19 protein-coding genes are annotated in these 25307 nt (G+C 70.9%); 8 read left to right on the top strand and 11 right to left on the bottom strand.

Annotated features, from left to right (window positions below):
* Positions 1-233 precede the first annotated feature (233 nt).
* The 9 genes from V8J36_RS11125 to guaD form a co-directional block, all read right to left on the bottom strand.
* Complete coding sequence (locus V8J36_RS11125; RefSeq protein WP_336467349.1) at positions 234-1001, bottom strand: ABC transporter ATP-binding protein; 768 nt, start codon at positions 999-1001, stop codon at positions 234-236.
* Positions 998-2986 (bottom strand): Fe(3+)-hydroxamate ABC transporter permease FhuB, encoded by a 1989-nt coding sequence (gene fhuB, locus V8J36_RS11120; RefSeq protein ID WP_336467348.1) that lies wholly within the window; start codon positions 2984-2986, stop codon positions 998-1000. Before fhuB ends, V8J36_RS11125 begins: the two co-directional genes overlap by 4 nt.
* On the bottom strand, positions 2983-3915 hold the full coding sequence (locus V8J36_RS11115; protein ID WP_336467347.1) for an iron-siderophore ABC transporter substrate-binding protein: 933 nt from the start codon (positions 3913-3915) through the stop codon (positions 2983-2985). Before V8J36_RS11115 ends, fhuB begins: the two co-directional genes overlap by 4 nt.
* Positions 3909-5990, bottom strand: coding sequence for a TonB-dependent siderophore receptor (locus V8J36_RS11110; protein WP_336467346.1), 2082 nt, complete (start codon positions 5988-5990; stop codon positions 3909-3911). The genes V8J36_RS11115 and V8J36_RS11110 overlap by 7 nt, the downstream gene beginning before the upstream one ends.
* Before the next feature lie 490 nt (positions 5991-6480).
* Complete coding sequence (gene paoC, locus V8J36_RS11105) at positions 6481-8679, bottom strand: aldehyde oxidoreductase molybdenum-binding subunit PaoC (RefSeq protein WP_336467345.1); 2199 nt, start codon at positions 8677-8679, stop codon at positions 6481-6483.
* 1 nt (position 8680) lies between these two features.
* Complete coding sequence (locus tag V8J36_RS11100) at positions 8681-9631, bottom strand: FAD binding domain-containing protein (RefSeq protein WP_336467344.1); 951 nt, start codon at positions 9629-9631, stop codon at positions 8681-8683.
* The gene (gene paoA, locus V8J36_RS11095; protein ID WP_336467343.1) at positions 9628-10263 is read right to left on the bottom strand and encodes an aldehyde dehydrogenase iron-sulfur subunit PaoA; all 636 of its coding nucleotides are present in this window, start codon (positions 10261-10263) and stop codon (positions 9628-9630) included. The genes V8J36_RS11100 and paoA overlap by 4 nt, the downstream gene beginning before the upstream one ends.
* A 262-nt stretch (positions 10264-10525) precedes the next feature.
* Positions 10526-11419, bottom strand: a complete 894-nt coding sequence (locus tag V8J36_RS11090) for a LysR family transcriptional regulator (protein WP_336467342.1) — start codon at positions 11417-11419, stop codon at positions 10526-10528.
* A 326-nt stretch (positions 11420-11745) separates the two neighbouring features.
* Positions 11746-13044 (bottom strand): guanine deaminase, encoded by a 1299-nt coding sequence (gene guaD / locus V8J36_RS11085; RefSeq protein WP_442902474.1) that lies wholly within the window; start codon positions 13042-13044, stop codon positions 11746-11748.
* 178 nt (positions 13045-13222) lie between these two features.
* On the opposite strand from guaD, the gene mgtE reads away from it, so the two are divergent.
* The 3 genes from mgtE to V8J36_RS11070 are packed head-to-tail and all read left to right on the top strand — an operon-like array spanning position 13223 to position 15604.
* On the top strand, positions 13223-14608 hold the full coding sequence (gene mgtE, locus V8J36_RS11080; protein WP_336467341.1) for a magnesium transporter: 1386 nt from the start codon (positions 13223-13225) through the stop codon (positions 14606-14608).
* On the top strand, positions 14605-15189 hold the full coding sequence (locus V8J36_RS11075) for a 5-formyltetrahydrofolate cyclo-ligase (protein ID WP_336467340.1): 585 nt from the start codon (positions 14605-14607) through the stop codon (positions 15187-15189). The genes mgtE and V8J36_RS11075 overlap by 4 nt, the downstream gene beginning before the upstream one ends.
* 10 nt (positions 15190-15199) lie before the next feature.
* Entirely contained in the window at positions 15200-15604 is a 405-nt protein-coding gene (locus V8J36_RS11070) for a VOC family protein (RefSeq protein WP_336467339.1), read from the top strand.
* Here the strand turns inward: V8J36_RS11070 and V8J36_RS11065 are convergent.
* Positions 15601-15909 carry a DUF6476 family protein gene (locus V8J36_RS11065; protein WP_336467338.1) on the bottom strand — a complete coding sequence of 103 codons (309 nt, stop codon included), beginning with the start codon at positions 15907-15909 and terminating at the stop codon, positions 15601-15603. The genes V8J36_RS11070 and V8J36_RS11065 overlap by 4 nt on opposite strands.
* On the opposite strand from V8J36_RS11065, the gene V8J36_RS11060 reads away from it, so the two are divergent.
* The 5 genes from V8J36_RS11060 to V8J36_RS11040 all read left to right on the top strand — a co-directional run bounded on the left by V8J36_RS11060 (position 15902) and on the right by V8J36_RS11040 (position 22453).
* Entirely contained in the window at positions 15902-16939 is a 1038-nt protein-coding gene (locus V8J36_RS11060) for an RluA family pseudouridine synthase (protein ID WP_336467337.1), read from the top strand. The genes V8J36_RS11065 and V8J36_RS11060 overlap by 8 nt on opposite strands.
* 799 nt (positions 16940-17738) lie before the next feature.
* A complete protein-coding gene (gene cls, locus V8J36_RS11055) occupies positions 17739-19181 on the top strand; it encodes a cardiolipin synthase (RefSeq protein ID WP_336467336.1) in 1443 nt (480 codons plus the stop codon).
* A gap of 331 nt (positions 19182-19512) precedes the next feature.
* Positions 19513-20409 carry an RNA polymerase sigma factor RpoH gene (gene rpoH / locus V8J36_RS11050; RefSeq protein ID WP_336467335.1) on the top strand — a complete coding sequence of 299 codons (897 nt, stop codon included), beginning with the start codon at positions 19513-19515 and terminating at the stop codon, positions 20407-20409.
* Between the two features lie 582 nt (positions 20410-20991).
* Positions 20992-21942 carry an endonuclease/exonuclease/phosphatase family protein gene (locus V8J36_RS11045; protein WP_336467334.1) on the top strand — a complete coding sequence of 317 codons (951 nt, stop codon included), beginning with the start codon at positions 20992-20994 and terminating at the stop codon, positions 21940-21942.
* Positions 21943-22036: 94 nt separating this feature from the next.
* Complete coding sequence (locus V8J36_RS11040; protein ID WP_336467333.1) at positions 22037-22453, top strand: DUF4174 domain-containing protein; 417 nt, start codon at positions 22037-22039, stop codon at positions 22451-22453.
* Between the two features lie 986 nt (positions 22454-23439).
* Here V8J36_RS11040 and V8J36_RS11035 read toward each other — a convergent pair.
* Positions 23440-25266 (bottom strand): M3 family oligoendopeptidase, encoded by a 1827-nt coding sequence (locus V8J36_RS11035; RefSeq protein WP_336467332.1) that lies wholly within the window; start codon positions 25264-25266, stop codon positions 23440-23442.
* Positions 25267-25307: the final 41 nt, after the last annotated feature.

Below are 25307 nucleotides of genomic sequence, written 5' to 3'. Positions count from 1 at the left end.
GCCTTCGGCGCAGGGCCCTGCCGCGTGGCGCCGACCGGGCTGCAGGTGCCGGGCTCGTGGGCGCCCAAAGCCTCTCGAAGACCAGCCGAGCCGTTCGTCTGGCCTGCGGGATGGGTGAGGACGCTTGGGACATCGGTCCGACCGCGGTTGGGCCGTCCGAACTCTGCCCGCACGGTTCTGAACAAGGCCTTCGGCGCAGGAACACCGCCCCGGCGCCGGATGCGGGGCAAGCCTCAGGCCGGCACGGCGACGCTGCCGCCGCCGGGGCGCGTCAGGATCTCCATGCCGATGCCGTAGACCTGCCGCAGCACCTCGGGCGCCATCAGCGCGCCCGGCGCCCCTTCCAGCACCAGCCGTCCGCCCTTCAGCGCCACGACGTGGTCGCAGAACCGCGCCGCGAGATTGACCTCGTGCAGGACGATCACCGCGCTGCGCCCGCCGCCGCGGCACATGCGGCGCACCAGCTCCAGCACTTCGACCTGATGCGCGATGTCGAGCGCGCTGATCGGCTCGTCCAGCAGCAGGGTGCCGGCCTCCTGCGCAACCATCATCGCGAGCCAGGCGCGCTGCCGTTCGCCGCCAGACAGCGTGTCGACCAGCCGCCCGGCCAGCGCCTCGACCCCGCATTCCGCCAGCGCCCGTGCGACGGCAGCGTGGTCCGCCGCGCCGAAGCGGCCCAGCGCACCATGCCAGGGATAGCGGCCCAGGGCGACCAGCTCGCGCACCGTCATCCCCTCGGCCGGGGGCGGGGTCTGCGGCAGATAGGCCAGCCGCCGGGCATAGTCGCGCGCGCGCCAGTCGGCCAGCGGCCGGCCCTCGAAGCGCAGGGTGCCCTCGGCCCGGACCTGCCGGGCGAGCGTCTTCAAAAGTGTCGACTTGCCCGAGCCGTTGTGGCCGATCAGCGCGGTCACGCCGCCGCGCGGCAGGTCGAGCGTCAGCCCGTCGATCAGCCGGCGGCCGGGCACGTCGACGCGAAGGTCGCGGATCTCGAACAGTCTCATCGCCTGGACCTCGTCATCAGCCAGATCAGCCAGGGCCCGCCCAGAAGCGAGGCGAAGAGCCCGAGGGGCAGTTCATAGGGGAAGCCCGCCATCCGCGCGCCGAAGTCGGCGGCCATCATCAGCAGCGCCCCCGCAAGGGCGGCGCCGGTCAGCTGGTCGGCGGGGCGGGCCAGGCCAAGGCGGCGCACCAGATGCGGCGCGACAAGGCCCACGAAGCTCAGCGGGCCGACCAGAACCGTCGCGGCCCCGGTCGCAAGCCCCGCCAGCAGGATCAGCAGCAGCCGCGCCGGGCCCAGCGGCAGGCCGAGCCCGCCCGCGACGCCCCCGCCCAGCGGCAGCAGCGCCAGCCAGCGGCGCAGCAGCAGCGCCACGGCCCACAGCGCCAGCGTCGTCGCCGCCATCGCCAGCGCCGGCCCCGCGGTGACCGCCGCCGCCGACCCCGCCAGCCAGGCCAGGATCGTCCAGGCCCGCGCATCGCCCACCGCCATCATCGCCGACAGCACCGCCGAGGCCAGCGCCGAGACGGCGATGCCGGCCAGCAGGATCCGCTCGGGCGGCATCTCGCGGGAGAGGACGAAGGCCGTGACCGCCGCCAGTGCCACCGCGCCGCCCGTCATTGCGCCAAGGGTCAGCGCCAGCGCGCCGGGGGCGGCGACGGTGAAGACCACGGCGGCAAAGCCCAGCGCCGCGCCGCCCGAGACGCCCAGCACCTCGGGCGAGGCCAGCGGGTTCGCCGTCAGCCGCTGCAGGATCGCGCCGGCCAGCGCTAGCGCGCCGCCCGCGGCGGCGGCGGCGATCAGCCGGGGCAGGCGGCCGGGCAGGAAGGCCGCGACGCTGGCCGGGTCGAGCACCGCCCAGCCGCCCGGCACGCGGCCGACCCAGACCAGCGCGACAGTGGCCAGCACAAGGGCCAGCGCCAGCGCGGCCAGCAGCCGGCCGGGGCGGGCGCGGCGCGGCGCGGGCCCCTCGGCCGCCTCGGTGCCGGGCGGGGTCATGCCGCGCAGTCGCGGCAGCAGCCACAGCATCAGCGGCCCGCCGATCAGCCCGGTCAGCGCGCCGGTCGGGAAGCTTTCACCCGCATGGCCCGCCAGCGTCAGCACCAGCCCGTCGCAGAGCGACAGCAGAAGCGCGCCTACCAGCGGCGACAGCAGCATCAGCGCGCCCGGGCCGCGGGCGCCAAGGCTGCGCGCCAGCGCCGGGGCGGCAAGGCCCACGAAGGCGATCAGCCCCAGCTCGGCCGAGACCGAGGCCGCGATCCAGGCCGCCAGCGCCACCGCCGCCGCCCGCAGCGGTGCGACCGGCAGGCCCAGCCCCGCCGCGCCCTCGGCCCCCAGCGCCAGCAGCCGCAGCGGCCTGAGCAGCGCCGCGGCGCCCAGCGCGCCCGCGGCCAGCACCAGCGTCAGCCCCCGCACGCCCGACCAGTCCTGCTGCGCCAGCGCGCCGCCGTTCCAGATCACCAGCGACAGCAGGTATTCGCCGCGCGCCAGCGTGACCGCCGTCGCCACCGCGCTGGCGGTCATGCCCACCAGCATCCCGGTGACGACCAGCGTCACCGGGGCGAACCGCCGCCGCGCGCCGACCGCCATCACCAGCCCCGCCGCCGCGGCGGCCCCCGCCATCGCGAAGGGCCAGCGTCCGGCCTCGAGCGCGCCGGGGGCGAAGACCGTCGCCAGCACCAGCGCAAGCTGCGCCCCGGACGAGATCCCCAGCGTCGTCGGATCGGCCAGCGGATTGCGCAGCACCGTCTGCAGCAGCGCCCCCGACAGGCCCAGCGCCGCCCCGGCCAGCAGCGCGATCACCCCGCGCGGCATCAGCCCCCAGCCCAGCAGGATCTGCCCGAGGTCGGGGCTGTCGCCAAGCGGGGCGATCCCCGGCCAGTCCGGAAACGGCAGGATCCGCAGCGCGGCAAGGCTCCACAGGGTGGCGGCCAGCAACGCGGCGGCCAGCAGCCCCGCGGCGGGAACGAGCACGGTCGCGCGGCTCATGCGGTGGCGTCCGGTCCGGCCTGCAGCGCGGTGCCCAGCAGGGCGGCGAAGCGCAGCGCGGCGCCGGTGCCGCCGAAGGCATTGACCTCGGGCAGGTGGTAGACCCGGCCGGCGGCGACGGCGGGCAGCGCGCGCCACAGCCGGCTGCGCTCGAGCCCGCGCCGCGCCTCGGGCGGCACCTCGCCCACGATCACCAGCCGCGCCTCGGGCAGGGCGGCCAGCGCCTCGAGCGGGACGGGGGCCAGGAAGCTGAACCGCGTCCGCCCTTCCCAGGCATTGGCAAGGCCAAGCCGCGCCAGCGTGCTGCCGAAGAGGCTGTCGAAGCCGAAGGCGCGCAGGTGGCGGGCATCGCCGATGTTCACAAGACAGACCGGCCGGTCGGCATAGGGCACCAGCGCCCGTGCATGGCCGTCAAGGGACGCTTCGGCCTGCGCCCGGGCGCGGGCACCGGCGGGGGCATCGTCCACCGCCTCGGCCAGACGTTCCAGCGCGTCGAGCGCCTTGGGCAGCGGCGGCTCGCCCGGCAGGAAGAAGGGCAGGCTCAGCACCGGCGCCAGCGTCGCGAGCCGTGCCTCGTAGCGGGTGTAATAGGGCGAGGACAGGATCAGCCCGGGCCGGGTCAGCTGCAGCAATTCGAAATTCGGGGCGCCGCGCAGGCCAAGGTCGGTGACCGCGTCGGGCAGCGGCGGGGCGACGGTCTCGGCGCGATAGCGGATCAGCTCGCATCCGGCGACCGGCACGTGGCCGATCGTGACGGCGGTGTCGAGCATCGCCCAGTCGATCGCCGCCAGCCGCGGGGTGGCCCGCAGCCCGGCGCGGGCGCGTGACGGCAGCGCCGCCGCCAGCATCAGGCCGGCGGCGGCGGCCAGCAGCGCGCGGCGGTCCGGCCCGGGGGAGACGGCCCCGGACCGCACCGCGGCGCTCACCATTTGTAGCTGACCTTGGCGGTGAGCGTGCGGCCCTCGCCATAGAAGCAGCCGAAGCTGCCGCAGTTGGCCACATAGACCTCGTCGGTCAGGTTCGAGACGTTCAGCGAGGCCTCGTAGGCGCCGTGGCGATAGCGCGCGGCCAGATCGACCAGCGTCACCGCTTCAAGATCGTAGGTGTTGGCAAGATCGCCCTTGCGCTCACCGATGTGGCGCAGGCCGCCGCCAAGGCTGATGCCGTTGCCCAGATCGTGGTCCAGCCACAGGCTGGCCAGCTGCCCGGGCGCATTCGGCATCTCGAGCCCGTCGGTGGTGCCGCCCTGCTGCTCGGTCTCGTTCCAGGCGTAGCCGGCGCGCAGGTTCCAGCCCTTGGCCAGCTCTGCCGTGGCCTCGAGCTCGACCCCTTTCGAGCTGACCTTACCGATCTGCCGGCTCAGCCCGTTGCCGAGCGAGACGGTGACGTTCTCCTGCGTCAGGTCATAGGCCGCGATCGAGAAGAGCGCGTTCATCCCGGTGGGCTGGTATTTCACCCCCACTTCCCATTGCCGGGCGGTCAGCGGGTCGAGGGCGTCGCCGTTCTCGTCGGTGCCGATCTCGGGATCGAACGAGGTCGAATAGCTGACATAGGGCATCACCCCGCCCGCGAACTGGTAGCCCAGCCCCGCGCGCCCGGTCAGCGCCTGGTCGCGCTGGTCGATGGTGCCGTCGCCGGCATAGTTGGTGTAGGTGTCGCCGGTCTGCTCGGTCCAGTCCTGCCGCAGTGCCAGCGAGCCGCGCCAGTTGCCGAAGCTGAGCTCGTCCTGCGCATAAAGCCCGACCTGCGTCTGCTCGACTGAGCTGATCGAGGTATACCAGGGCGCACCGGTGGGCAGGTTGCCATAGTCCGGGTCGGCCCAGTCGAGCGCGGTCCCGGTGTAGAACTCGGTCGTGGTGTCGGCCTCGTAGCGGCGCAGGTCCAGACCGAAGAGCAGCCGGTGGGTGACGGCGCCGGTGGTGATCTCGCCCGCAAGCCGGGTGTCGAGGTTCAGCCCGGTGGTGTCCTCGTCCTGGAAGTTCGCGCCGCGCAGGATCTGGCTGCCGTCGGTGCTGAGGCCCGAGACATAGGTGCCGTTGTAATCCCAGTCGAATTTCTCGTAGCGGAAGCCCTGGCTCAGCGTCCAGCCGTTGTCCAGCGCGCGGCTGATCTCGACCCCGGTGTTCCACATCTGGCGGTCTGAACGGTCCCAGCCTTCCTCGTCGGTCTGCAGCTTGCGCAGCTCGCGCCCGCTTTCGGTCTGCGTCAGGCCGTAGGGGACGCCGGTGGGCGAGATCGGGCTGTCCTTGGTGTAGGACGCGATGACGTCGATGGTGGTCTGGTCGTCGGGCCGCCAGCGCAGCGCGCCGGCAAGATAGCCGCGTTCGTTGCCAAGCTCGTCGATCTGGGTCTGGCTGTCGCGGCCGATGCCGGTCAGGCGGTAGGACAGCGTGTCCGACGCCGCGCGGTTGATGTCGAGGAAGGCCGCCGACGACCCGTTGCTGTCGAAGGACAGGCCGGTCTCGCCGAAGTCGAACTCCTGCGCGCGCTTCTGCACCTGGTTGATGATGCCCGCCGGGCTGCCGGCGCCGTACAGCGACGAGCTCGGGCCTTTCAGGACCTCGACCTGCTGCAGGCCGTAGGTCTCGTAGGCGGGGGCGCCCATGTAGCGCAGCTGGCGCAGGCCGTTGACATATTGCGCGCCGCGCGCCTCGAAGCCGCGCACCGTCGGGCTGTCGAAGCGCGGGTCGGCGCCATAGGGCTCGCCAAGGACGCCGGCGGTGTAGGACAGAGCCTGACCCAGCGTCGTCGCGCCCTGGTCCTCGATCTGCCGCCCGGTGACGACCGAGACCGAGGCCTGGGTCTCGGCCACCGGTGTTGCCGATTTCGTCGCGCCCTGGCTGTAGGTGCCGACATAGCCATCGGCCGCGACCGCGCTGTCGGGCGAGGCGGTGACGGTGATCGTGTCGAGCGTCAGGGCCTCTGTGGGCTCCTGCGCCCAGGCGGCGTGCAGGGAAAGAAGGCTCGGGCCGAGCAGCAGGAGAGCAGATCTGGAAAGGGTCATGGGGCCGCCGATGATGTGTTTCGGCGATTCCCTACTGTAATTGTCGGAATTGTCCAGAGCTGGCGCCTATATTCCGAGTAAAAAACTACGAAATTGGGGCGGGCTGTGATCGCCGCGCCGCGCGAAAATGGGCGTTCGCCTTCATGTCATTGGATCGATGACGTTTATCTAAGCTCCTACAATGGCTTGGCCGAGCGATCACGCTTCGCGGTCGCGTGCCGGTCAGTGCGCACCCAAGGTGCCGCGGGGGTTCGCCGGGACGCGCCGCGAAGAATGGGCGCTCGGCAGCATGAGGGGCCCAGGAGATGCGAGTGCCGGGTATCCGCGCCCCGGTGGAGGGGCGCGACAAGTGGTGCGGCGCGCGCAATGGCCAGCGCGCCACCGTCCGGTCCGCCCCGAAGACCCGCCGAGGGCCGCGTCGGGGGATCCCTGCATTCCGTATGGCCGTCGTACCCGGCGCGCCCGGCAGGGCGGCCGGGAGCGCGATCGGTCAGGCTGCGGGCAGCCTGTCGATCAGCTTGTCCAGCGTCACCGGATAGTCGCGCAGGCGCACGCCGGTGGCGTTGTAGACGGCATTGGCGACGGCGGCGGCGACACCGCAGAGGCCAAGCTCGCCGATGCCCTTGGCCTTCATCGGCGTGGCGGTGGCGTCGAGCGTGTCGAGGAAGATCACCTCCTGCACCGGGATGTCGGCATGGACCGGCACCTCGTAACCCGCGAGGTCGTGGTTGGCGAAGAAGCCGCGCCCGGTGTCGGGGGCCAGTTCCTCCATCATCGCCGCGCCGACACCCATCACCATGCCGCCGATGACCTGGCTGCGGGCGGTGACCGGGTTCAGGATCCGTCCCGCGTCGCAGGCGGCCAGCATCCGCCGCAACCGGATCTCGCCGGTCAGCGCATGCACCGCGAGTTCGACAAAATGCGCGCCGAAGGTCGCGACCTGCGCCGCGTCGCGGAAGTCGCCGAAGCTGATGCTGTCCTCGGCCGCGATCTCTTCGCCGGCCGCGATCTCGGCCAGGGTCCGGGTCTCGCTGCCCGCGGTCACCGCGCCGTCGGCGAAGACCAGCGCCTCGGCATCGTTCGCGCCGATCCGCCGGGCGATCTCGGCCCTGAGCGCGAGGCAGGCCGCATAGACCCCGGCGGTGGACGAGGGGCCGCCGAACTGCCCGCCCGAACCCGCGGCGACCGGGAAGTCGCTGTCGCCCAGCCGCACCTCGACCCGGTCGATGCCGAGGCCCATCACCTCGGCCGCGGTCTGGGCAAGGATCGTGTAGCTGCCGGTGCCGATGTCGGTCATGTCGGTTTCGACGATCAGCCCGCCCTCGGGCGTCAGCCGGATCCGCGCGCCCGAGGCCAGCACGGGCGAGCCGCGATAGGCGCCCGCCAGCCCGTGGCCGATCAGCCAGTCGCCCTCGCGCCGCCCGCCGGGATTGCGGTTGCGCGACTCCCATCCGAAGGCCGCCGCCCCCTCGCGCAGGCAGGCGACGAAGTTGCGGTCGGAATAGGGGCGGCCCGCATCCTCGGGATGGACTTGGACGTCGTTGATCGCGCGGAACTCGACCGGGTCCATGCCCAGCTTCTCGGCCATCTCGTCCATGGCGATCTCAAGCGCCATCAGCCCCGAGGCCTCGCCGGGGGCGCGCATGGCGTTGGCCTCGGGCAGGTGCATCTCGGCCAGATGGTTGACGATCAGGCGGTTCGCGCCGGCATAGAAATGCCGGGTCTGGTCGACGGCATTCTCGCCCGAGCCGCCGGGCAGGGTGTGCGAGACCGCGGTATGGGCGATGGCGGTGATGTGCCCGTCGCGGTTGGCACCGATGCGCAGGCGCTGGATCGTCGCCGCCCGGTGCGTGGTGTTGTTGATCACCATCGGCCGGGGCAGGGCGACCTTCACCGCCCGGCCAAGCTTGCGCGCCGCCAGCGACGCCAGCACCGCGTCGGCCCGCAGGAACAGCTTGCCGCCGAATCCGCCCCCGACATAGGGGCTGTCGACGCGCACGTCCTCGGGGTCCAGACCCAGCGTCGTGGCCAGCGACTGGCGGTTCCAGGCGATCATCTGGTTCGAGGTCCAGACGGTCAGCCGTCCGTCCCGCCATTCGGCGATGCTGGCATGCGGCTCCATCATCGCGTGGCTGTGGGCGGGGGTGCGATAGTCCTCGTCCAGCGTCACCTCGGCCGCCGCGAAGGCGCCCTCGAAGTCGCCGACCCGCGCCACCGGGTCCGAGGCATCGTCGCGCAGGGCGTCCCAGCGCGCTTCCATGTCGTAGCTGCCCTCGTCGGGCGCATAGTCGATGCGGACCAGCGCCGCCGCGGCACGGGCCTGTTCCAGCGTGTCGGCCACCACCACCGCCAGCGCCTGATGATAGTGAAAGATGCGCTCGCCCCCGAACAGCGGGGCGACGTTCTGGCTGAAGGGCTTCGGCATCTCGCCGGTCTCGAGCGTGGTCACCACGCCGCGCACGCCCGGGCTGGCCTCTGCCGCGGCGGTGTCGATGGCGGTGACGCGGCCCTGCGCGATGCTCGAGACCACGGGATAGCCGACCAGCTGGTCGGCCGCGACGTCGTGACGTTCATAGGCATAGGGCGCCCGGCCCGAAACCTTCAGCGGCCCGTCGATGCGGGTGTGCGGCTTGCCGATGACGCGGGCCTCGTCGAAGAGGTTGCGCCCGGCGGGGGCGTTGAACTCCATCTCAGGCCTCCTGAAGCATGGCGGCCAGCGTGCGTTCGGCCAGAGTGATCTTGAAGGCGTTCTCCTCGGTCGGGCGGGCGCCCGAGAGAAGCGTCGCGATGACGGCGCGGGCGCCGTTGGGCAGCTCTGCATCGGCCTCGGCGCTCGACCAGGGCCGCGGCGCGACCCCGCCCAATGCCACGCGCCCGGTGCCGTCGGGCTGGCGGATCAGCGCGACCGAAACCAGCGCGAAGGCATAGGACGCCCGGTCGCGCACCTTGTGATAGGCCTGCCGGCCGCCGACCGGGGCGGGCAGGATCACCGCGGTGATCATCTCGCCGGGCATCAGCACGGTCTCGCGCTCGGGCGTGGCGCCGGGCAGGGTGTGGAAGTCGGCCAGCGGGATCGTGCGGGTGAGCCCGGCCGGCGTCACCGTCTCGATGACCGCGTCCAGCACCCGCAGGCCCACCGCCATGTCCGAGGGATGGGTGGCGATGCAGGCGTCCGAAGTGCCGATGACCCCGAGCTGGCGCGAGAAGGCGCCCTCGGTCAGCGCGGCGCAGCCCGCGCCGGGGCTGCGCTTGTTGCAGGGCTGGGCGGTGTCGTAGAAATACGGGCAGCGGGTGCGCTGCAGCAGGTTGCCGGCGGTGGTCGCCTTGTTGCGCAGCTGGCCCGAGGCACCGGCGACCAGCGCGCGGGTCAGCACCGGCCAGTCGCGCCGCACGCGGGCATCGGCGGCCAGCGCGGTGTTGCGCACCATCGCCCCGATCCTCAGCCCGCCCTCGGCGGTCTCGGTGATCGTGTCGAGCCCGGTGCCGTTCACGTCGATCAGGTGGACCGGCGTCTCGATCTCGAGCTTCATCAGGTCCAGCAGGTTGGTGCCCCCGGCGATGAACGTCGCGCCCTCGACCTCTGCGGCACGGGCGGCGGCGGCCTGCGGCGAGGCAGCCTTTTCGTAGGTGAAGGCTCTCATGCGTCCTGCTCCGCGACCTCGGTGATGGCGGCGAGGATGTTGGCATAGGCCCCGCAGCGGCACAGGTTGCCCGACATCCGCTCGCGGATCTCGGCATCGGTCAGGGCGATGGCGGCGGTCAGGTCGCCGGTCGCATGGCTGGGAATGCCGGCGCGGATCTCGTCCAGCACCGCGTGTGCCGACTGGATCTGGCCGGGGGTGCAGTAGCCGCACTGGAAGCCGTCGTGCTTCACGAAGGCCGCCTGCATCGGGTCCAGCGCCTCGGGCGTGCCGATCCCCTCGATCGTGCCGATCTCGTCGCCGTCATGCATCACCGCAAGGCTGAGGCAGCTGTTGATCCGCGCCCCGTTCACCGTGCAGGTGCAGGCCCCGCACTGCCCGTGGTCGCAGCCCTTCTTGGTGCCGGTCAGGTGCAAGGTCTCGCGCAGCGCGTCGAGAAGCGTGGTGCGGGTGTCGACGGCGATCTGCCGGGCGGTGCCGTTCACGTTCAGCGTGACGGTCCGGGTTTCGGGGGCGGGCACGGCGGGCGTCTTGGCTGCCGCGGGGCGCTGGGCCGCGACCGACATGGCGGCGGCGGCGGAAGAGGCCAGCAGCGTGCGCCGGCGGATCTCGAACGCGATGGGTGGGGACATCTGGGTTCCTGAGTGTCTGGCTGGGGCCGCGCTGCGGGGCGTGGCCGGGCGGGATACCGGTGACATAGTCGACGGCGCGGCGAAGACTATGCCGTCGGGCCGCTTGCAGTTATCTCTTTGCCGCATGAATGGCCCGGCCGCGGGCCGCCGCGGCCGCGCCGAGGCCCCACTTGGCCCTGCCGGGGCGGGCGTTCGCGCGGTTCGACGCCCCGGGCCGCATCCCGGTCGCGATGACGCCGATGTGACCCGCCGCGGCGCGCGGTCAGCCGCGGTGGCGCAGCGCCTCGAGCACCAGCGCGAAGACCGGCGAGGCCTGCCGGCGCGAGGGATAGTAGAGGTGATAGCCGGGGAAAGCCGGCGAGAATGCCTCGAGCACCGGTTCCAGCCGCCCGGCCGCGATATGCTCGCGCAGGTGGTAGTCCGGCAGGCAGGCGATGCCGCGCCCGTCGAGACAGGCGCGGATGATGATCTCGACATCGCTCGAGGTGACCTGACCGCTGACGCGGACATTGAGCGGCCGGCCGTCCTGCTCGAATTCCCAGGCGTAGATCCCGCCAAGCGTCTGCAGGCGCAGGTTGATGCAGTTGTGCTGTGTCAGCTCTTGCGGCGTTGCGGGGCGTCCGGCCTGGGCGAAGTAGTCGGGCGCAGCCACGGCGAGCATTCGCAGGTCCGGGCCGATCCGCACGGCGATCATGTCCTTCTCGACGCTCTCGCCCAGCCGCACGCCGGCATCGAAGCGGTCCTCGACAATGTCGGTCAGGCGCTGCTCGACCACGATCTCGATCTGCACGTCGGGATGCGCGGCCAGCAGCGGCGAGAGTTTCGGCCAGAGGATCTCGGTCGCGGCATGGTGCGAGGCATTGATCCGCACCAGCCCCGCCGGGCGGTCGCGCATCTCGTTCAGCGCCGCGAGCTGCGCCTCGATCCCGTCCAGCGCGGGACGCAGCGTGGCCGCCAGCTGCTCGCCCGCCGGCGTCGGCATGACATTGCGGGTGGTGCGCGTCAGCAGCCGCAGGTCCATGCGCTCCTCCAGCCGCTTGACCGTGTGGCTCAGCGCGCTCTGCGAGGTTCCCAGCCGCGCCGCGGCCCGGGTGAAGCTGCGCGCTTCGCAGACGGCGAGGAAGGCCATCAGGTCACCGAGATCCTCCCGCTTCATTCATGTCCGTCCGTCATGGGTGCCGTGGGGATAGATCGTTCCACCGCATGATCGACCGCAGGCCCCGCGCCGTCAATCCACCGCTCTGGTCCCGCGCCGGCCCTTCGCGACACCAGCTTCCGAGAGCGTGGAATTGCCGTCGGAACGAGGTGGCCGGATCTGGAAACCCGGCGTCAGAGGGCTGGGATCAGAGGTTTCTGACGTCGGTGGCTGTCATCGCAAGGGACGGGACGCAACTCCTGAAAGAGCGAAGGTGTGACAGCTGCGAGGCACCCGATCCGCATCACCGCGATGGCGTCTCTGGCTGCTCTGGCCCCCGGCCGCGGTCAGCGCAGCCGCTGTCCGGTGACCCAGACCCCGGCCACGGCCCGGTCATCCCCCATCATGATCGTCGGGAAGATCGCCTCCCAGGCGTCGCCGGCCCGCGCGGCCCGCTGCGCGATCGCGGGGGTCGAGGCCAGGTCCACCGCGATCAGATCCGCCTCCATCCCCACCGCCAGCCGCCCGATCCGCGCCCCGGCCCGCAGGGCCGCGGCCGATCCGCAGGTCGCCAGCCACCACAGCTCGGCCGGATGCAGCGCCCGGCCGCGCAGCTGGCCCAGCTCATAGGCCGCCGCCATCGTCCGCAGCATCGAGAAGGACGACCCGCCGCCGGTGTCCGTCGCCAGCCCCACCAGATGCCCCTCGGCCTTCAGCCCGCCCATGTCGAACAGGCCCGAGCCGATGAAGGTGTTCGAGGTCGGGCAATGCACCAGCGCCGCCCCGGCCTCGCGCAGCCGCGCCCGCTCGCGCGGCTCGAGATGGATCGCATGGCCGAAGACCGCGCCCGGGCCCAGAAGTCCCTGCGCCTCGTAGGTGTCGAGATAGTCGCGCGCCTGCGGGAACAGCGATTTCACCCAGGCGATCTCGTCGGTCTGCTCGCTCAGATGGGTCTGCATCAGGCAGTCGGGATGCTCGCGCCACAGCTGGCCCAGCACCATCAGCTGCTCGGGTGTCGAGGTCGGCGAAAACCGCGGCGTGATGACGTAGCCCAGCCGGTCGACGCCGTGCCAACGCTCCAGCAGCGCCCGGCTCTGGTCATAGGCAAGGGCGGGGGTGTCGCGCAGCCCCTCGGGGGCGTTGCGGTCCATGCAGGTCTTGCCGGCATAGATCCGCATCCCCCGCGCCTGCGCCGCCCCGAACAGCGCATCGACGCTTTCGGGATGGATCGTGGCATAGCTGCAGACCGTCGTCGTGCCGTTTGCCAGCACCAGGTCGAGATAGCGCCCCGCGATGTCCCCCGCATAGGCCGGGTCGCCGAAGCGCATCTCTTCGGGGAAGGTATAGCTGTTCAGCCAGTCGATCAGCCGCTTGCCCCAGCTCGCGATGATCGCGGTCTGCGCGTAATGCACATGGGCATCGACGAAACCCGGTGAGATCAGCCGGTCGCCCAGATCGGTCACAACCGCCCCCGGATGCGCCGCGCGCAGGGCCGCGCCGTCGCCCAGGGCCGCGATCCGGCCGCCCTCGACCAGCACCCCGCCGCGCGTGGTGATCCGCGCCGCCTCCGGCCCCTCGAGGAAGGGATCGCCGGTGAACTCCAGCGTGGTTCCGATCAGGATCTCGGCCAAGACGCCCTCCGCCAACTCATTCTCATTGGCGCAAATATCCCCGGGGGGAGGCTCCGGCGCAAGCCGGAGACCGGGGGGCAGGCAGCCCCCCGCGCCGCCCGGCCCCAAAGCGCCCTCGCCGCAATGCCGCGCCCGCACTGGTCCTTCCCGCCCCCCTCGGCTAGGCTCCGCGCCAAAGACCGAAGGGGGCGCCATGGCCGAGCAGAAGATCGAGGATCCCGAGCGCGAGGACGAGGACTATGCGCTCGATGCCGCGCTTGTCGGCGAGATCCTCGAGGCGGTCGAGGAGGGCGATGCCGCCCGGCTCGAATCCCTGACCGAGCCTCTGCACGCCGCCGACATCGCCGACCTTCTCGAACAGATCGGCCCGAACGAGCGGCGCGATCTTCTGCAGATCTGGCCGCGCGGCATCGACGGCGAGGTGCTGTCGGAGATCGACGAGTCGATCCGCGAGGAGGTGATCGAATACCTCCCGCGCGAGATCCTGACCGAGGCCGTGCGCGAGCTGGAATCGGACGATGTCGTCGACCTGATCCAGGACCTCGAGGAGCCCCAGCAGGAAATCATCCTCGAGGCGCTGGAAGAGGGCGACCGCGCCGCCGTCGAGCAGTCGCTGACCTATCCCGAATATTCCGCCGGCCGCCTGATGCAGCGCGAGGTCGTCACCGCGCCCGAGCACTGGACGGTGGGCGAGGCCATCGACTCGCTGCGCACCGCCGACTGGCTGCCCGAGCAGTTCTACCATGTCGTTCTGGTGGATCCGCGCCAGCACCCGGTGGGCCATGCGACCTTGGGCAAGATCCTGGCCTCGCGCCGCGACATGGCGCTGAAGGACATCCTCGAGGACAGCTTCCGCACCTTCCACGTCCTGCAAGAGGAAGGCGACGTCGCCTATGCCTTCAACCAGTATCACCTGATCTCGGCCCCGGTGGTCGATGACGACGACCGGCTGGTGGGCGTGATCACCATCGACGACGCGATGAACGTGCTCGACGAGGAACACGAGGAAGACGTGCTGCGCCTCGCCGGTGTCGGCGAGGAAAGCTCGATCTCGGACGGCGTGCGCGAGACGGTGCGCCAGCGCACGCCCTGGCTCTTGATCAACCTGCTGACCGCCAATCTCTCGGCCTTCGTGATCTCTCAATTCTCGGGCACGATCCAGTCGCTGGTGGCGTTGGCGGCGCTGATGCCGATCGTGGCCTCGATGGGTGGCAATGCGGGCACCCAGTCGCTGGCCGTCGCGGTGCGGGCGCTGGCGACGCGCAACCTCACCCGCTCGAATGCCGGCCGGGTGGTGCGGCGCGAGGCGATGGTGGGCGCGATCAACGGGTTTCTCTTCGCGGTGATCATGGGCGCGGTCGGCTGGGGGGTCTACGGGCTGCCGCTTCTGGGCCTCGTGATCGCGATCGCGATGGTGGTGAACCTGATCGTGGCGGCGTTGGCGGGCACGCTGATCCCGCTGGCGCTCGATTGGTTCGACCTCGACCCGGCGCTGGCCTCAGGCACCTTCGTCACCACGATGACAGATGTCGTGGGCTTCTTCGCCTTCCTTGGCCTTGCAACGGTGATCCTGCTGTGACCGATCTTCTCGAAGCCAAGGCCGCGACCCGCCGCGCCGCCTTCGCCGCCCGCAAGGCGGCCCATGCCGCCGGGCAGGGCGAGGCACTGGAACGCGCCTCGACCCGGCTCTATTCGGTGCTCGCGCCCTGCGTGGGGCAGGTGATGGCAGGCTACATGCCGATCCGCACCGAGATCGATCCCCGTCCCGCCATGGCCGCGCATCTGGCGCGCGGGCAGGGCAGCCGCATCGTGGTGCCGGTGATCGAGGGCGAGGGGCTGCCGCTTCTCTTCCGCGAGTGGACGCCCGAGGTACCGATGGTGCCCGGCGATTTCGGCGCGCTGATCCCGGAAAGCGGCGACTGGCTGTTGCCCAGCGTGCTGATCGTGCCGATGCTGGCCTTCGACTGGCGCGGCTATCGGCTGGGCTATGGCGGCGGCTTCTACGACCGTACCTTGGAACGGCTGCGCGCGAAGGGCCCGGTGATCGCCATCGGCTTCGCCTGGGCCGCGCAGGAGGTCGAGGAGGTGCCGATCGAGGCCACCGACCAGCCGCTCGACCTGATCGTGACCGAAGGGGGCGTGATCCGCCCCGGTGCCTGAGGGGAAAGCCATGCGCGCGGACGGCATTCTGGAAACCGTGCTTTACGCCACGGATCTCGATGCGATGCAGGATTTCTACACCCGCGTCTTCGGGTTGGAGGTCGTGCAGAAGGTGCCCGGGCGGCTGGTGTTCCTGCGCTGCGGTTCGCAGATGCTGCTGATCTTCGACCCCGAGGTCTCGGCCCGCCCCGACCCGAAGATCGCGATCCCCCGCCACGGCGCGACAGGCCCCGGCCATGTCTGCTTCCGCGCCGAGACGCTGGCCGAGATCGACGACTGGCACCGTCATCTGCTGGCCCAAGGTGTCGCGATCGAGCTTGACCACCTCTGGCCCTCGGGGGCGCGTTCGCTCTATTGCCGCGATCCGGCCGGCACCTCGGTCGAGGTGGGAATGCCAGCGATGTGGGGGCTTTAGGGGGCGATCTTCACACGTTGGGTGATCTCGCCAGACCCTGCGTCGAACACCAGTATCTCGTCCTGATCGGTCACCACCGCATACCAGCCGGTGCCGAAGGTCACGGCCTTCGCCTTGGCGTCATCGGGCAGCACCACCGCCTCGGGCAGGCGCGGCACCTCGGGCGCGGACGAGAAGCGGATGACAAGCAGCGCCACGATGGCTAGAAGCCCCACGATCATCACACCCGCCAGCGCCGAGACGAGGATCTTGAGGAACCTCAGTTCGGGCGGCAGCAGGCTTTCTGGAGCGTCGGACTTGGACACGGAACGGGACCCTCTCGTCGTCATTCTGGGCGAGGATGCGCCTCAGCGTCTTGATAAGGCGCTGGCGCAGGCCGTGCCAGAGGAATGGTCCCTGTCGCGCTCGCGGCTGGCCAAGCTGATCGCCGAGGGCGCGGTGACCCGCGAGGGCACGGTGCTGACCGAACAGAAGACCAAGGTCGCGCCCGGCGACGTGATCGAGATCGACGTGGGCGAACCCGAGGTGCTGGAAACGGTCGCCGAGGACATCCCGCTGAGCGTCGTCTACGAGGACGCCGACCTGATCGTCATCGACAAGCCCGCGGGCATGGTCGTGCATCCCGCGCCCGGCACCCCGCGCGGCACGCTGGTCAACGCGCTGCTGCACCATTGCGGCGACACGCTGTCGGGCATCGGCGGCGCCCGCCGGCCGGGGATCGTGCACCGCATCGACAAGGACACCACCGGGCTGCTGGTCGTCGCCAAGTCCGACCGCGCCCATCACGGGCTTGCCGCGCAGTTCGAGGACCACTCGGTCGAGCGCCATTACATCGCGCTCTGCCACGGCGTGCCCGACCGCGCCGATCCGCGGCTGCGCGGGCTGAAAGGCGTCAGCTTCGAGGCGGGCGGCATCCTGCGCATCGCCACCAACCTTGCCCGCCACCGCACCGACCGCCAGCGCCAGGCGGTGGTCTGGGAAGAGGGCCGCCACGCCGTGACCCGCGCCCGCGTGGTCGAGGCCTGGGCGGGACCGGTCGCGATGCTGGACTGCTGGCTGGAAACCGGCCGCACCCACCAGATCCGAGTCCACCTCAGCTATTGCGGGCACGGGCTTCTGGGCGACCAGACCTATGGCGGGCGGCGCAAGGTCTCGGCCACCGCGCTGGGGGCCGAGCGGGCCGAGGCGGTCGAAGCCTTCCCGCGCCAGGCGCTGCATGCCGCGACGCTGGGCTTCCGCCACCCGGTGACCGGCGAGGAGATGCGCTTCGAAAGCCCGCTGCCCGAAGACATGGCGGCGCTGACAGATCTGCTGGCCGAGGCCGCGCCCGAGTGAGCCCGCGCTGAGGGCGCGGCCCCTGCCGCCGCGCTTCGCCCGATGGTGCCCCGGTGCCAGCGCGTCCAGACCGCTGGTCGCCGGCAGCGCGACCAGAGAAAAAGGCGGCGGCAGCGCGGCACCGACCGTGACGGTCAGACTGCCAGGGACGACGTCGCCGAAGACCCGCCGTCGCAGCCCGTCGCCACCGCTGGCCGGCGGCTCGTGCCGAAGCCGATTGACCGGTCGCCGTCGGCCGCTGCGCCGCAGGTCACGGGCTGGCGGACGGTCGCCCGAACGTCGGCGGCCAGCGGGGCAAGGATCTGCCGGGGGGCGAGCGCGCGCCGTCGATTGCGGAACCTCGGACGGCGACAGGGACCGCGACCGAAGGACGGGTGCGGGCCGGGCGTCCGGCGAGGCGAGCTTGCCCGCTTTCACCGAATGCGGTCCGGGGACCGTGCAGGGCCCCGCGCGGTGAATGAAGGCGTGCATCGCGCGTGACCCTGAAGCCCGCTGCGCGTCGCCAAGGACCCCGCTCCGACCAGCGGCGGGCCGGGCTGCATCAGGCCGCAGGCGCGCACGGTCGTGATTTCCGTGGAGCCGACACTTGGGGCGCAGGCGGCGAGTGTCGCAGCAAACAGTTGAACGCGCACTTCTGATCCCATTGTCTGGACAGGGACATTCGACCACGAAAGGGTTCGTGGACGGGGCCGCGACTGCGTGGGACGCCGCCGCGAGCGCAAATCGTCGGCGCCCGGGACTGCGCGGGGAACCGCCCCGTCGTCACGGGGTTGGCGCGGAACAGGGATGCAGGGGGATCATGCTCAGTTCGTTCCAATGGTCGGTGGTCCTGCACTTCCTGCTTCAGGCGCTGACCCTGATGCGGGTTCTGGCCCGCGAGGACCGCGAGCCGGCCGCGCGCATGGCCTGGGTGCTGGTGGTGGTGGGTCTGCCCTTCGTCGGTGTGGGCCTGTATTTCCTCGTGGGCGAGGTCCGCATCAGCCGCGGCAAGATCCAGCGGATGACCGAGGCCTTGGCCGCCCTGCCGCCCGAGCCGCCCTCGGCCCCCGGCGAGGCGCCGATCCCGGAGCCCTACCGCCCCGCCTTCGCCCGCGCCGCCGCCGCCAACGGCTTTCGCCCGCTGCCCGGCAACCGCATCGCGATGATGCGCGACAGCGACAGCTTCATCGACCGGCTGGTCGAGGACATCGACGTCGCGCAACGCCACTGCCACCTGCTGTTCTACATCTGGCTGAACGACCGCAACGGCGAGCGCGTGGCCGAGGCGCTGATCCGCGCCGCCGGGCGCGGCGTCACCTGCCGGGTGATGGTCGACGCTCTGGGGGCGCGCAAGTTCGCGGGCTCTGCCACCTGGGGACGGATGCGTGCGGCGGGGGTGCAGTGCACGCGGGCCTTCGCGATCAGCTTCCCGCGGCTGCGGCTGTCGATCAGCCGCATCGATATCCGCAATCACCGCAAGATCGTGGTGATCGACAACCACATCGCCTATGCCGGCAGCCAGAACTGCGCCGACCCGGCCTTCGCGATCAAGCCGCGTTTCGCGCCCTGGGTCGACATCATGGTGCGGATGACCGGGCCGGTGGTCTGGCAGCACCAGCAATTGTTCGCGGCCGACTGGGCCACCCATGCCTATGAGACCATCGACGAGCTTCTGGCAGAGCCGATGCACGATGCCGACGGCGGGCCCGAGGGGCGGGTGACGGCGATCGCGGTGGGCTCTGGCCCGGGGATGAACAAGAAGGCGGTGTCGGACCTGTTCCAGGCGGTGATCGCCACCGCGCAGCGCGATCTGCTGATCGTCACGCCCTATTACGTGCCGAACGAGGCGCTGCACCAGCAGATCTGCGCGGCGGCGGTGCGGGGGGTGCGGGTGCGGATGATCCTGCCCGAGCGCAACGACAGCCGCACCGTGGGCCTCGCCAGCCGCAGCTACTACCGCCCGCTGATCTCGGCCGGGGTCGAGCTTTACGAATACCGCCCCGGGCTTCTGCACGCCAAGGTGCTGGTCGCCGACATGCAGGGCATCGTCGTCGGCTCGGCCAACATGGACCGGCGCAGCTTCGAGCTGAATTACGAGAACAGCCTTCTGGCCCATGACGTGGCGCTGGCCGCGGCGCTGCGGGTGCGGTTCGAGGAGTGGCTCGACGACAGCCAGCGCGTCGACCCCGAGCTGATCCGCGCCTGGGGCCTGCCGCGGCGGATGGCCTGCAATCTCGTCGCCACGGTCGGGCCGCTGCTCTGATCCCCTTGGTCTGGCTGCGTTTCGCGGATCCCGGTTCCCTGACGAAGCCGTCAGGTGCGGGCCCGCACAGCTGACGTTCGCGTCAGCCCGGACGAATCCGCTTGCTAAACTCTGCGGTTTAGTTCATCTTCAGTTGAAATGTTCACGCACCCATGTATCGAACCGATCCGGGCTGGGGGCGTTGCCTGATCGAGGATCCGACGAAGCGGCCCCGGCGCCGCGGTTTAGGACGGATTTAAGAACCGGGTAATCTTTGTGTAACGTGCCGTGCCGATGATCGGACGGCTAACAGGGGGCGCTGCGTCGCACGGGCGCCCCGGAAAGGGCAGACATGAGCACCTATGCCAACCTTCCCGCCCCCAGCCCCGAACAGGGTCTGAACCGCTACCTGCAGGAGATCCGCAAGTTCCCGCTGCTGGAGCCGGAAGAGGAATACATGCTGGCGAAGAACTGGGTCGAAAACCAGAACGCGGGCGCCGCCCACCGTCTGGTGACCAGCCACCTTCGCCTCGCCGCCAAGATCGCGATGGGCTACCGCGGCTATGGACTGCCACAGGCCGAGGTGATTTCCGAAGCCAACGTCGGCCTGATGCAGGCGGTGAAGCGCTTCGATCCCGAAAAGGGCTTCCGTCTGGCGACCTACGCGATGTGGTGGATCCGCGCCGCGATCCAGGAATACATCCTGCGCTCGTGGTCGCTGGTGAAACTGGGCACCACCTCGGCGCAGAAGAAGCTGTTCTTCAACCTGCGCAAAGCCAAGTCGAAGATCGGCGCGCTGGAAGAGGGCGACCTGCGCCCCGAAAACGTCGCGCAGATCGCCAAGGACCTGAACGTCTCGGAAGACGAGGTCATCGCGATGAACCGCCGGCTGTCGGGGGGCGACGCCTCGCTGAACGCGATGGTGGGCTCGGACGGCGACAGCGCGACGCAGTGGCAGGACTGGCTCGAGGATGAGAGCGCCGACCAGGCCGGCGATTTCGAGGCGCGCGACGAGCTCGAGGCGCGGCGCGAGCTGCTGGCGGGCGCGATGGACGTGCTGAACGACCGCGAGAAGGACATCCTCGTCCAGCGCCGCCTGACCGAGAACCCGGCCACGCTCGAGGATCTGTCGTCGCAATACGACGTCAGCCGCGAGCGGATCCGCCAGATCGAGGTGCGCGCCTTCGAGAAGCTGCAGAAGCGGATGCAGGAGCTGGCCCGCGACCGCGGCATGCTCGCCACCGCCTGATGCCCGGGCGCCGCGCCCGAGGCAGGACAGACCCGAGGGGCCGCGCCACCAGCGCGGCCCCGTCGCGTTCGGACGCGGGGCGTTCGCGACTGTTGCGCGGTGCATCGCAGCGCCGTGCCCGTCATGTCATGGGCCGGTGCGCCGGGTCGCACCCCGCCGCGCCGCTGCCGGTTGCCCCTCCGGGCATGGCCCGGTCGCGCAGCTCTCCTCCCTCTCTCGCGGTGCGTCATCGCTTTGCGTGCTGCCTCGCCGAGGCCTCCCCACCACGCCGGATCGCGCATCGGGCGCTCAGGATGCCGGTCGCCGGGGGCCTGCGCTCCGCGGCCAACGCGACGCGGAGCGCGAGGGGGTCATCATCCCAGAAGGCAGGCCCGCAAGGCGGTTTCGCTTTCTGCGCGCGGATGCCGGCAATCCCGCAAGCGCTGCGGGGGCCCCGGTTTTGGCGAAGGGCGCGCGATCGTGATCGGCCAATGTCCGCCGCGCCCCCGCGGCAGCGGTTGCGCGCGGGGGCGTGATGCTTAGGTTGGCGCGCGCCCCGGCGGAGGCCACGCGCCGGGGGAATGTTCGGAAAAGGGGCGACGCATGATGAACACCTTCCGCCAGCGCCTGATCGGTGCCGTGCTCTGTCTGGCGGCGCTGTCGCTTGCGGGGGGCGTGGTGCCGGGGATGATCGGGGACACGCTTCCGGTCTCGGCGCTGGCACGGATCCTCGACAGCCTCGCGCCGCAATTCCTGCTGGCAGGCCTCTTGCTGTCGATCGTGGCCGGGGTGCTGGGCGCCTGGCGGATCGGGCTTGTGACCGGTCTGGTCGTTGCCGGCTTCGCGGGCTGGTTCATGCTGGGGCACCTGCAGCGCTCGCTGCCGCTGCAGCGCGATGCGCAGGTGGCGGTCAGGGTGCTGTTCTTCAACACGCTGATCACCAACGAGGCGAATGCGGGCCGCATCGCCAAGGCGGTCGAGGACAGCGGCGCCGATGTGGTGGCGCTGGCCGAGAGCGAGGCGATGCGCAAGGCGCTGCCCGAGCTGCGGCGGACCTATCCGAACATGTTGGGCTGCGACCGGGCCTGCAACGTGGTGATCCTGTCGAAGCTGCCGTTCTCGGGCGAGCCTTCGGGCCGGGTGCCCGCGCAATGGGACGGGCGGCTGCGCGAGGCGCAGGTCGAGCTGGGCGACGGCCGCGTGCTGACCTTGGCGGCGCTGCAGGCGCTGAAGCCCTGGACGCTGGAGCCCGCGATCCGCACCACGGAACAGGTGCAGGACCTGCTGCATGACATCGCCGGCCCGGTGCTGGTGGCGGGCGATTTCAATGCCGCGCCCTGGGGGCGGATGAACCGGGCGCTGCTTGATGAAAGCGGCCTGCGGGCGGCGCGGGTTCCGGTGCCGACCTGGCCGGTAGGCTCGGGCTGGGCCGGTGTGCCGATCGACAACATGTTCGTGCGCGGCGGCGCGCGGCTGGTCAGCCTGAAGCCCTTCGGCGCCGGGCTGGGGTCGAACCACCTTGGCCTTCTGGCAGAGGTGGCGCTGGGCGGCTGATCGCCGGCCGGCCGCGGTGCCGGCACCGGGGCGGTGATCCGATCGCGCGCTCCCGACGTCTTCCTTCCGAACCTTGTCCCGGAAGGAGCCTCCCTTGCTGTCCCGACTGCTGACACCCGTTCTTTTCGCCGCCACCGCGCTGTCCGTCGAGGCCGCGCCGTTGCGCAGCCTGTCGCCTGACCGGGGCGATCTCGACGATTTCCGCTGGCAGGCGCGGCCGGTGCTGATCTTCGCGCCTTCGGCCGACGATCCGCAGTATCGCGCGGCGATGGCCGCGCTGCAGGCCCGGTCGGCCGCGCTGGCCGAACGGCGGATCGTCGTGCTGAGCGACACCGCGCCCGAGGCCGCAGGTCGCCTGCGCACCGGCTTCGGCGTCGAGGGGTTCCGGATGCTGCTGGTCGGCCTCGATGGCGGGGTGAAGATGGACGAGGCCCGCCCGATCGCGATCGAGACGCTGCTCGACACGATCGACCGCATGCCGATGCGTCAGGGCCAGCGCGTCGAGGGTTGAGAGCCGGGCCCGGGTGCCCGCGCTTCGCCGGTGCCCTTCGACCGGCGGCCACGGCAACTGTAGGGCGCATCGTGCGCCCGTGACCCCAGCAGAGGCTGGCGCCGCTCGGCATCCCGATGAAGCTGGCGCACCGGCGGCGAGCGCCCGGAAGCGAATGGCGTGGGCCGCGGCGAAAGCTGCCGTGGAGGCCTTGGGCTTCGCGAGAGTGCCGTGAAGGCCGGTGTCCTGTGGCCGGGCGGCCCGGTGCTCTGCGTGCGGCGCGGGACGCTTGGCCGGCTTACGCGGTCCTCCCGCGTGCGCTCTGTCCCGGCGAGGCACCCGTTGTTCGGCAGCGCGCGGGAATATTGCCGGCGCACGATCCGGCGGAAGGGGTTCCTCCGCGCTCGTGCTGGGAAGACGTGGTTCGGCGCGGCCTGTCTGGTTCCCGGGGGGCGGGGGTCCAGCTCCCCCGCGGCCACGCTGACGCGCGGTGCCGTTCCGACGCGAGGGGCTGGCAAGCGACCAGTGATCGCGGGGCGCCGACGCAGTTGCCGGGGAGTGCAGGCCAGGGCGCGAGAGGCCGGGCGCTGCCGGCGCTCGCGGGCGATCTCGTCCCGGAACGGTCGCCGGCCTGGGGGCCACCGTATCGGGCGATGCGCAGCGTCCGATGCGAGCCGGGGAAGTACCGCGACGTGGAATTCAAACCGGACCGGGTCGCCGCAGCCACGGGCGATGTCTGCACGACGTCCGTCTTCATGGCGACGGCCAGTGCGATCTCGCGGTGCGGCACCATCGATCCGCCTCTGCCCCGCGGGGCGTTCATGGGCAAGAGCGCCCGTGGTCTCGCGCCTTGCACAGGAAAGTCCCGGCCCGCCATGCCAAGACGGCAATGGCGGCACCCGGTCGACGGGATCGACGACAGCGGCCGCGCAGGGCAGGGTGCCGCAGGGGGCGGCTGGGCTCCCCCGGTGCGGGTCCGGGCGGCACTGCGCCGCCCGGGGGGCGCCTCAGGCTTCCATGGCCTCTAGCTCGTCGATCATCCCCTCGATCATCGACAGGCCCTTGTCCCAGAACGCCGGGTCCGAGGCGTCGAGGCCGAAGGGCGCCAACAGCTCCTTGTGGTGCTTCGAGCCGCCGGCCTTCAGCATCTCGAAATACTTGGCCTGGAAGTCCGGCAGCCCGTCCTCGTAGGCGGCGTAGAGGGCGTTCACCAGCCCGTCGCCGAAGGCATAGGCATAGACGTAGAAGGGCGAATGCACGAAGTGGGGGATGTAGGACCAGAAGGTCTCGTAGCCCTCCATGAACTCGAAGGCATCGCCCAGGGATTCGCCCTGGATCGACATCCACAGCGCGTTGATGTCCTCGGGCGTCAGTTCGCCTTCGCGGCGGGCGGCGTGCAGCTTGCACTCGAAATCGTAGAAGGCGATCTGGCGCACGACCGTGTTGATCATGTCCTCGACCTTGCCGGCGAGCAGCGTCTTGCGCTCGCCGGGGGTCTTCGCCTGCGCCAGCAGCGCGCGGAAGGTCAGCATCTCGCCGAAAACGCTCGCGGTTTCCGCCAGGGTGAGCGGGGTCGAGGACAGCATCTCGCCCTGGCCCGCCGCCAGCACCTGGTGCACGCCGTGGCCCAGTTCATGCGCCAGCGTCATCACGTCGCGCGGTTTGCCAAGGTAGTTCAGCATCACGTAGGGATGCACCTCGGTCACGGTCGGATGCGCGAAGGCGCCGGGCGCCTTGCCGGGCTTCACGCCCGCATCGATCCAGCCCTTGTCGAAGAACGGCTCGGCGATCGTCGCCATCTCGGGGTCGAAGCCCGCATAGGCGCCCATCACCATGTCGCGCGCCCGGTCCCACGTCACCGGCGCCGGGTCTTCCTGCGGCAGGGGCGCGTTGCGGTCCCAGACCTGCAGCTTTTCCAGCCCCAGCCACTTGGCCTTCAGCCGGTAATAGCGGTGCGACAGCCGCGGATAGGCCGCGACCACGGCATTGCGCAGCGCCTCGACCACCTCGGGCTCGACATGGTTCGACAGGTGCCGGCCGTACTGGGGCGAGGGCATCTTGCGCCAGCGGTCCTCGATCTCCTTCTCCTTGGCCAGCGTGTTGTGGACGCGGGCGAAGAGCTTGATGTTGGCGCCGAAGACCTTCGCCAGCGCGCGCGAGGCCGCCTCGCGCCGGGCGCGGTCCTGTTCCGACAGCAGATTCAGCGTGGCTTCGAGGTTCAGCGCCTCGGGCTCGCCCTCGACCTCGAACATCAGGCCGGCCATCGTCTCGTCGAAGAGCCGGTTCCAGGCGGCCGAGCCGACGGTCGACTGGTCGTGCAGGAACTTCTCCAGCTCGTCCGACAGCTGGTGGGGGCGCATCGCGCGCATCCTGTCCAGCACCGGGCGATAGCGCGCCAGATCGGCATTGGCCGCCATCGCCGCCTCGTAGACCGCATCATCGATCCGGTTGAATTCAAGGCTGAAGAACACGAGCGGCGTCGTGAAGGCGGTCATGCGGTCCTGCGCATCGGCCATGAACTTGGCGCGCGCGGCGTCCATGGTGTTCTGGTAGTAGCGCAGGCCGGCGTAGGACATGATCCGCCCGGCCACGACGTCGATCTTCTCGTAGCGCCGGATGCAGGTCAGCATATCCTCCGCGGAAAGACCGGCCAGCTTGCCCTCGTAGGCATCGGCGAAGCTGGCGCATTCGGCTTCCAGCCAGGTCATGTCGCGGGTGAATTCGGGGGCATCGGGCGCGGGGTAGAGATCGCTCAGGTCCCATTCCGGCAGGGTGCCGAAGGCGCCGCCGGCGCTGGCATTGGCATCGAAGAGCGGCTGGGGCTGGCGGATCATCGGGGACCTCTTTCACGTGACGCGTTGTTCCCGACTTAGGC

The sequence above is a fragment of the Frigidibacter sp. MR17.14 genome, assembly GCF_037095735.1.
In the GTDB taxonomy this organism is placed as follows: domain Bacteria; phylum Pseudomonadota; class Alphaproteobacteria; order Rhodobacterales; family Rhodobacteraceae; genus Frigidibacter.
The sequence above is the reverse complement of the archived record's forward strand: the minus strand, read 5'-3'. Positions and strand labels throughout refer to the sequence as shown.

What these genes read in the sequence shown, in the direction of transcription:
- V8J36_RS11125 (WP_336467349.1), bottom strand. Translation starts at nt 1,001, where the DNA reads ATGAGACTGTTCGAGATCCGCGACCTTCGCGTCGACGTGCCCGGCCGC.
- fhuB (WP_336467348.1), bottom strand. Translation starts at nt 2,986, where the DNA reads ATGAGCCGCGCGACCGTGCTCGTTCCCGCCGCGGGGCTGCTGGCCGCC.
- V8J36_RS11115 (WP_336467347.1), bottom strand. Translation starts at nt 3,915, where the DNA reads ATGGTGAGCGCCGCGGTGCGGTCCGGGGCCGTCTCCCCCGGGCCGGAC.
- V8J36_RS11110 (WP_336467346.1), bottom strand. Translation starts at nt 5,990, where the DNA reads ATGACCCTTTCCAGATCTGCTCTCCTGCTGCTCGGCCCGAGCCTTCTT.
- paoC (WP_336467345.1), bottom strand. Translation starts at nt 8,679, where the DNA reads ATGGAGTTCAACGCCCCCGCCGGGCGCAACCTCTTCGACGAGGCCCGC.
- V8J36_RS11100 (WP_336467344.1), bottom strand. Translation starts at nt 9,631, where the DNA reads ATGAGAGCCTTCACCTACGAAAAGGCTGCCTCGCCGCAGGCCGCCGCC.
- paoA (WP_336467343.1), bottom strand. Translation starts at nt 10,263, where the DNA reads ATGTCCCCACCCATCGCGTTCGAGATCCGCCGGCGCACGCTGCTGGCC.
- V8J36_RS11090 (WP_336467342.1), bottom strand. Translation starts at nt 11,419, where the DNA reads ATGAAGCGGGAGGATCTCGGTGACCTGATGGCCTTCCTCGCCGTCTGC.
- mgtE (WP_336467341.1), top strand. Translation starts at nt 13,223, where the DNA reads ATGGCCGAGCAGAAGATCGAGGATCCCGAGCGCGAGGACGAGGACTAT.
- V8J36_RS11070 (WP_336467339.1), top strand. Translation starts at nt 15,200, where the DNA reads ATGCGCGCGGACGGCATTCTGGAAACCGTGCTTTACGCCACGGATCTC.
- cls (WP_336467336.1), top strand. Translation starts at nt 17,739, where the DNA reads ATGCTCAGTTCGTTCCAATGGTCGGTGGTCCTGCACTTCCTGCTTCAG.
- rpoH (WP_336467335.1), top strand. Translation starts at nt 19,513, where the DNA reads ATGAGCACCTATGCCAACCTTCCCGCCCCCAGCCCCGAACAGGGTCTG.
- V8J36_RS11045 (WP_336467334.1), top strand. Translation starts at nt 20,992, where the DNA reads ATGATGAACACCTTCCGCCAGCGCCTGATCGGTGCCGTGCTCTGTCTG.
- V8J36_RS11035 (WP_336467332.1), bottom strand. Translation starts at nt 25,266, where the DNA reads ATGATCCGCCAGCCCCAGCCGCTCTTCGATGCCAATGCCAGCGCCGGC.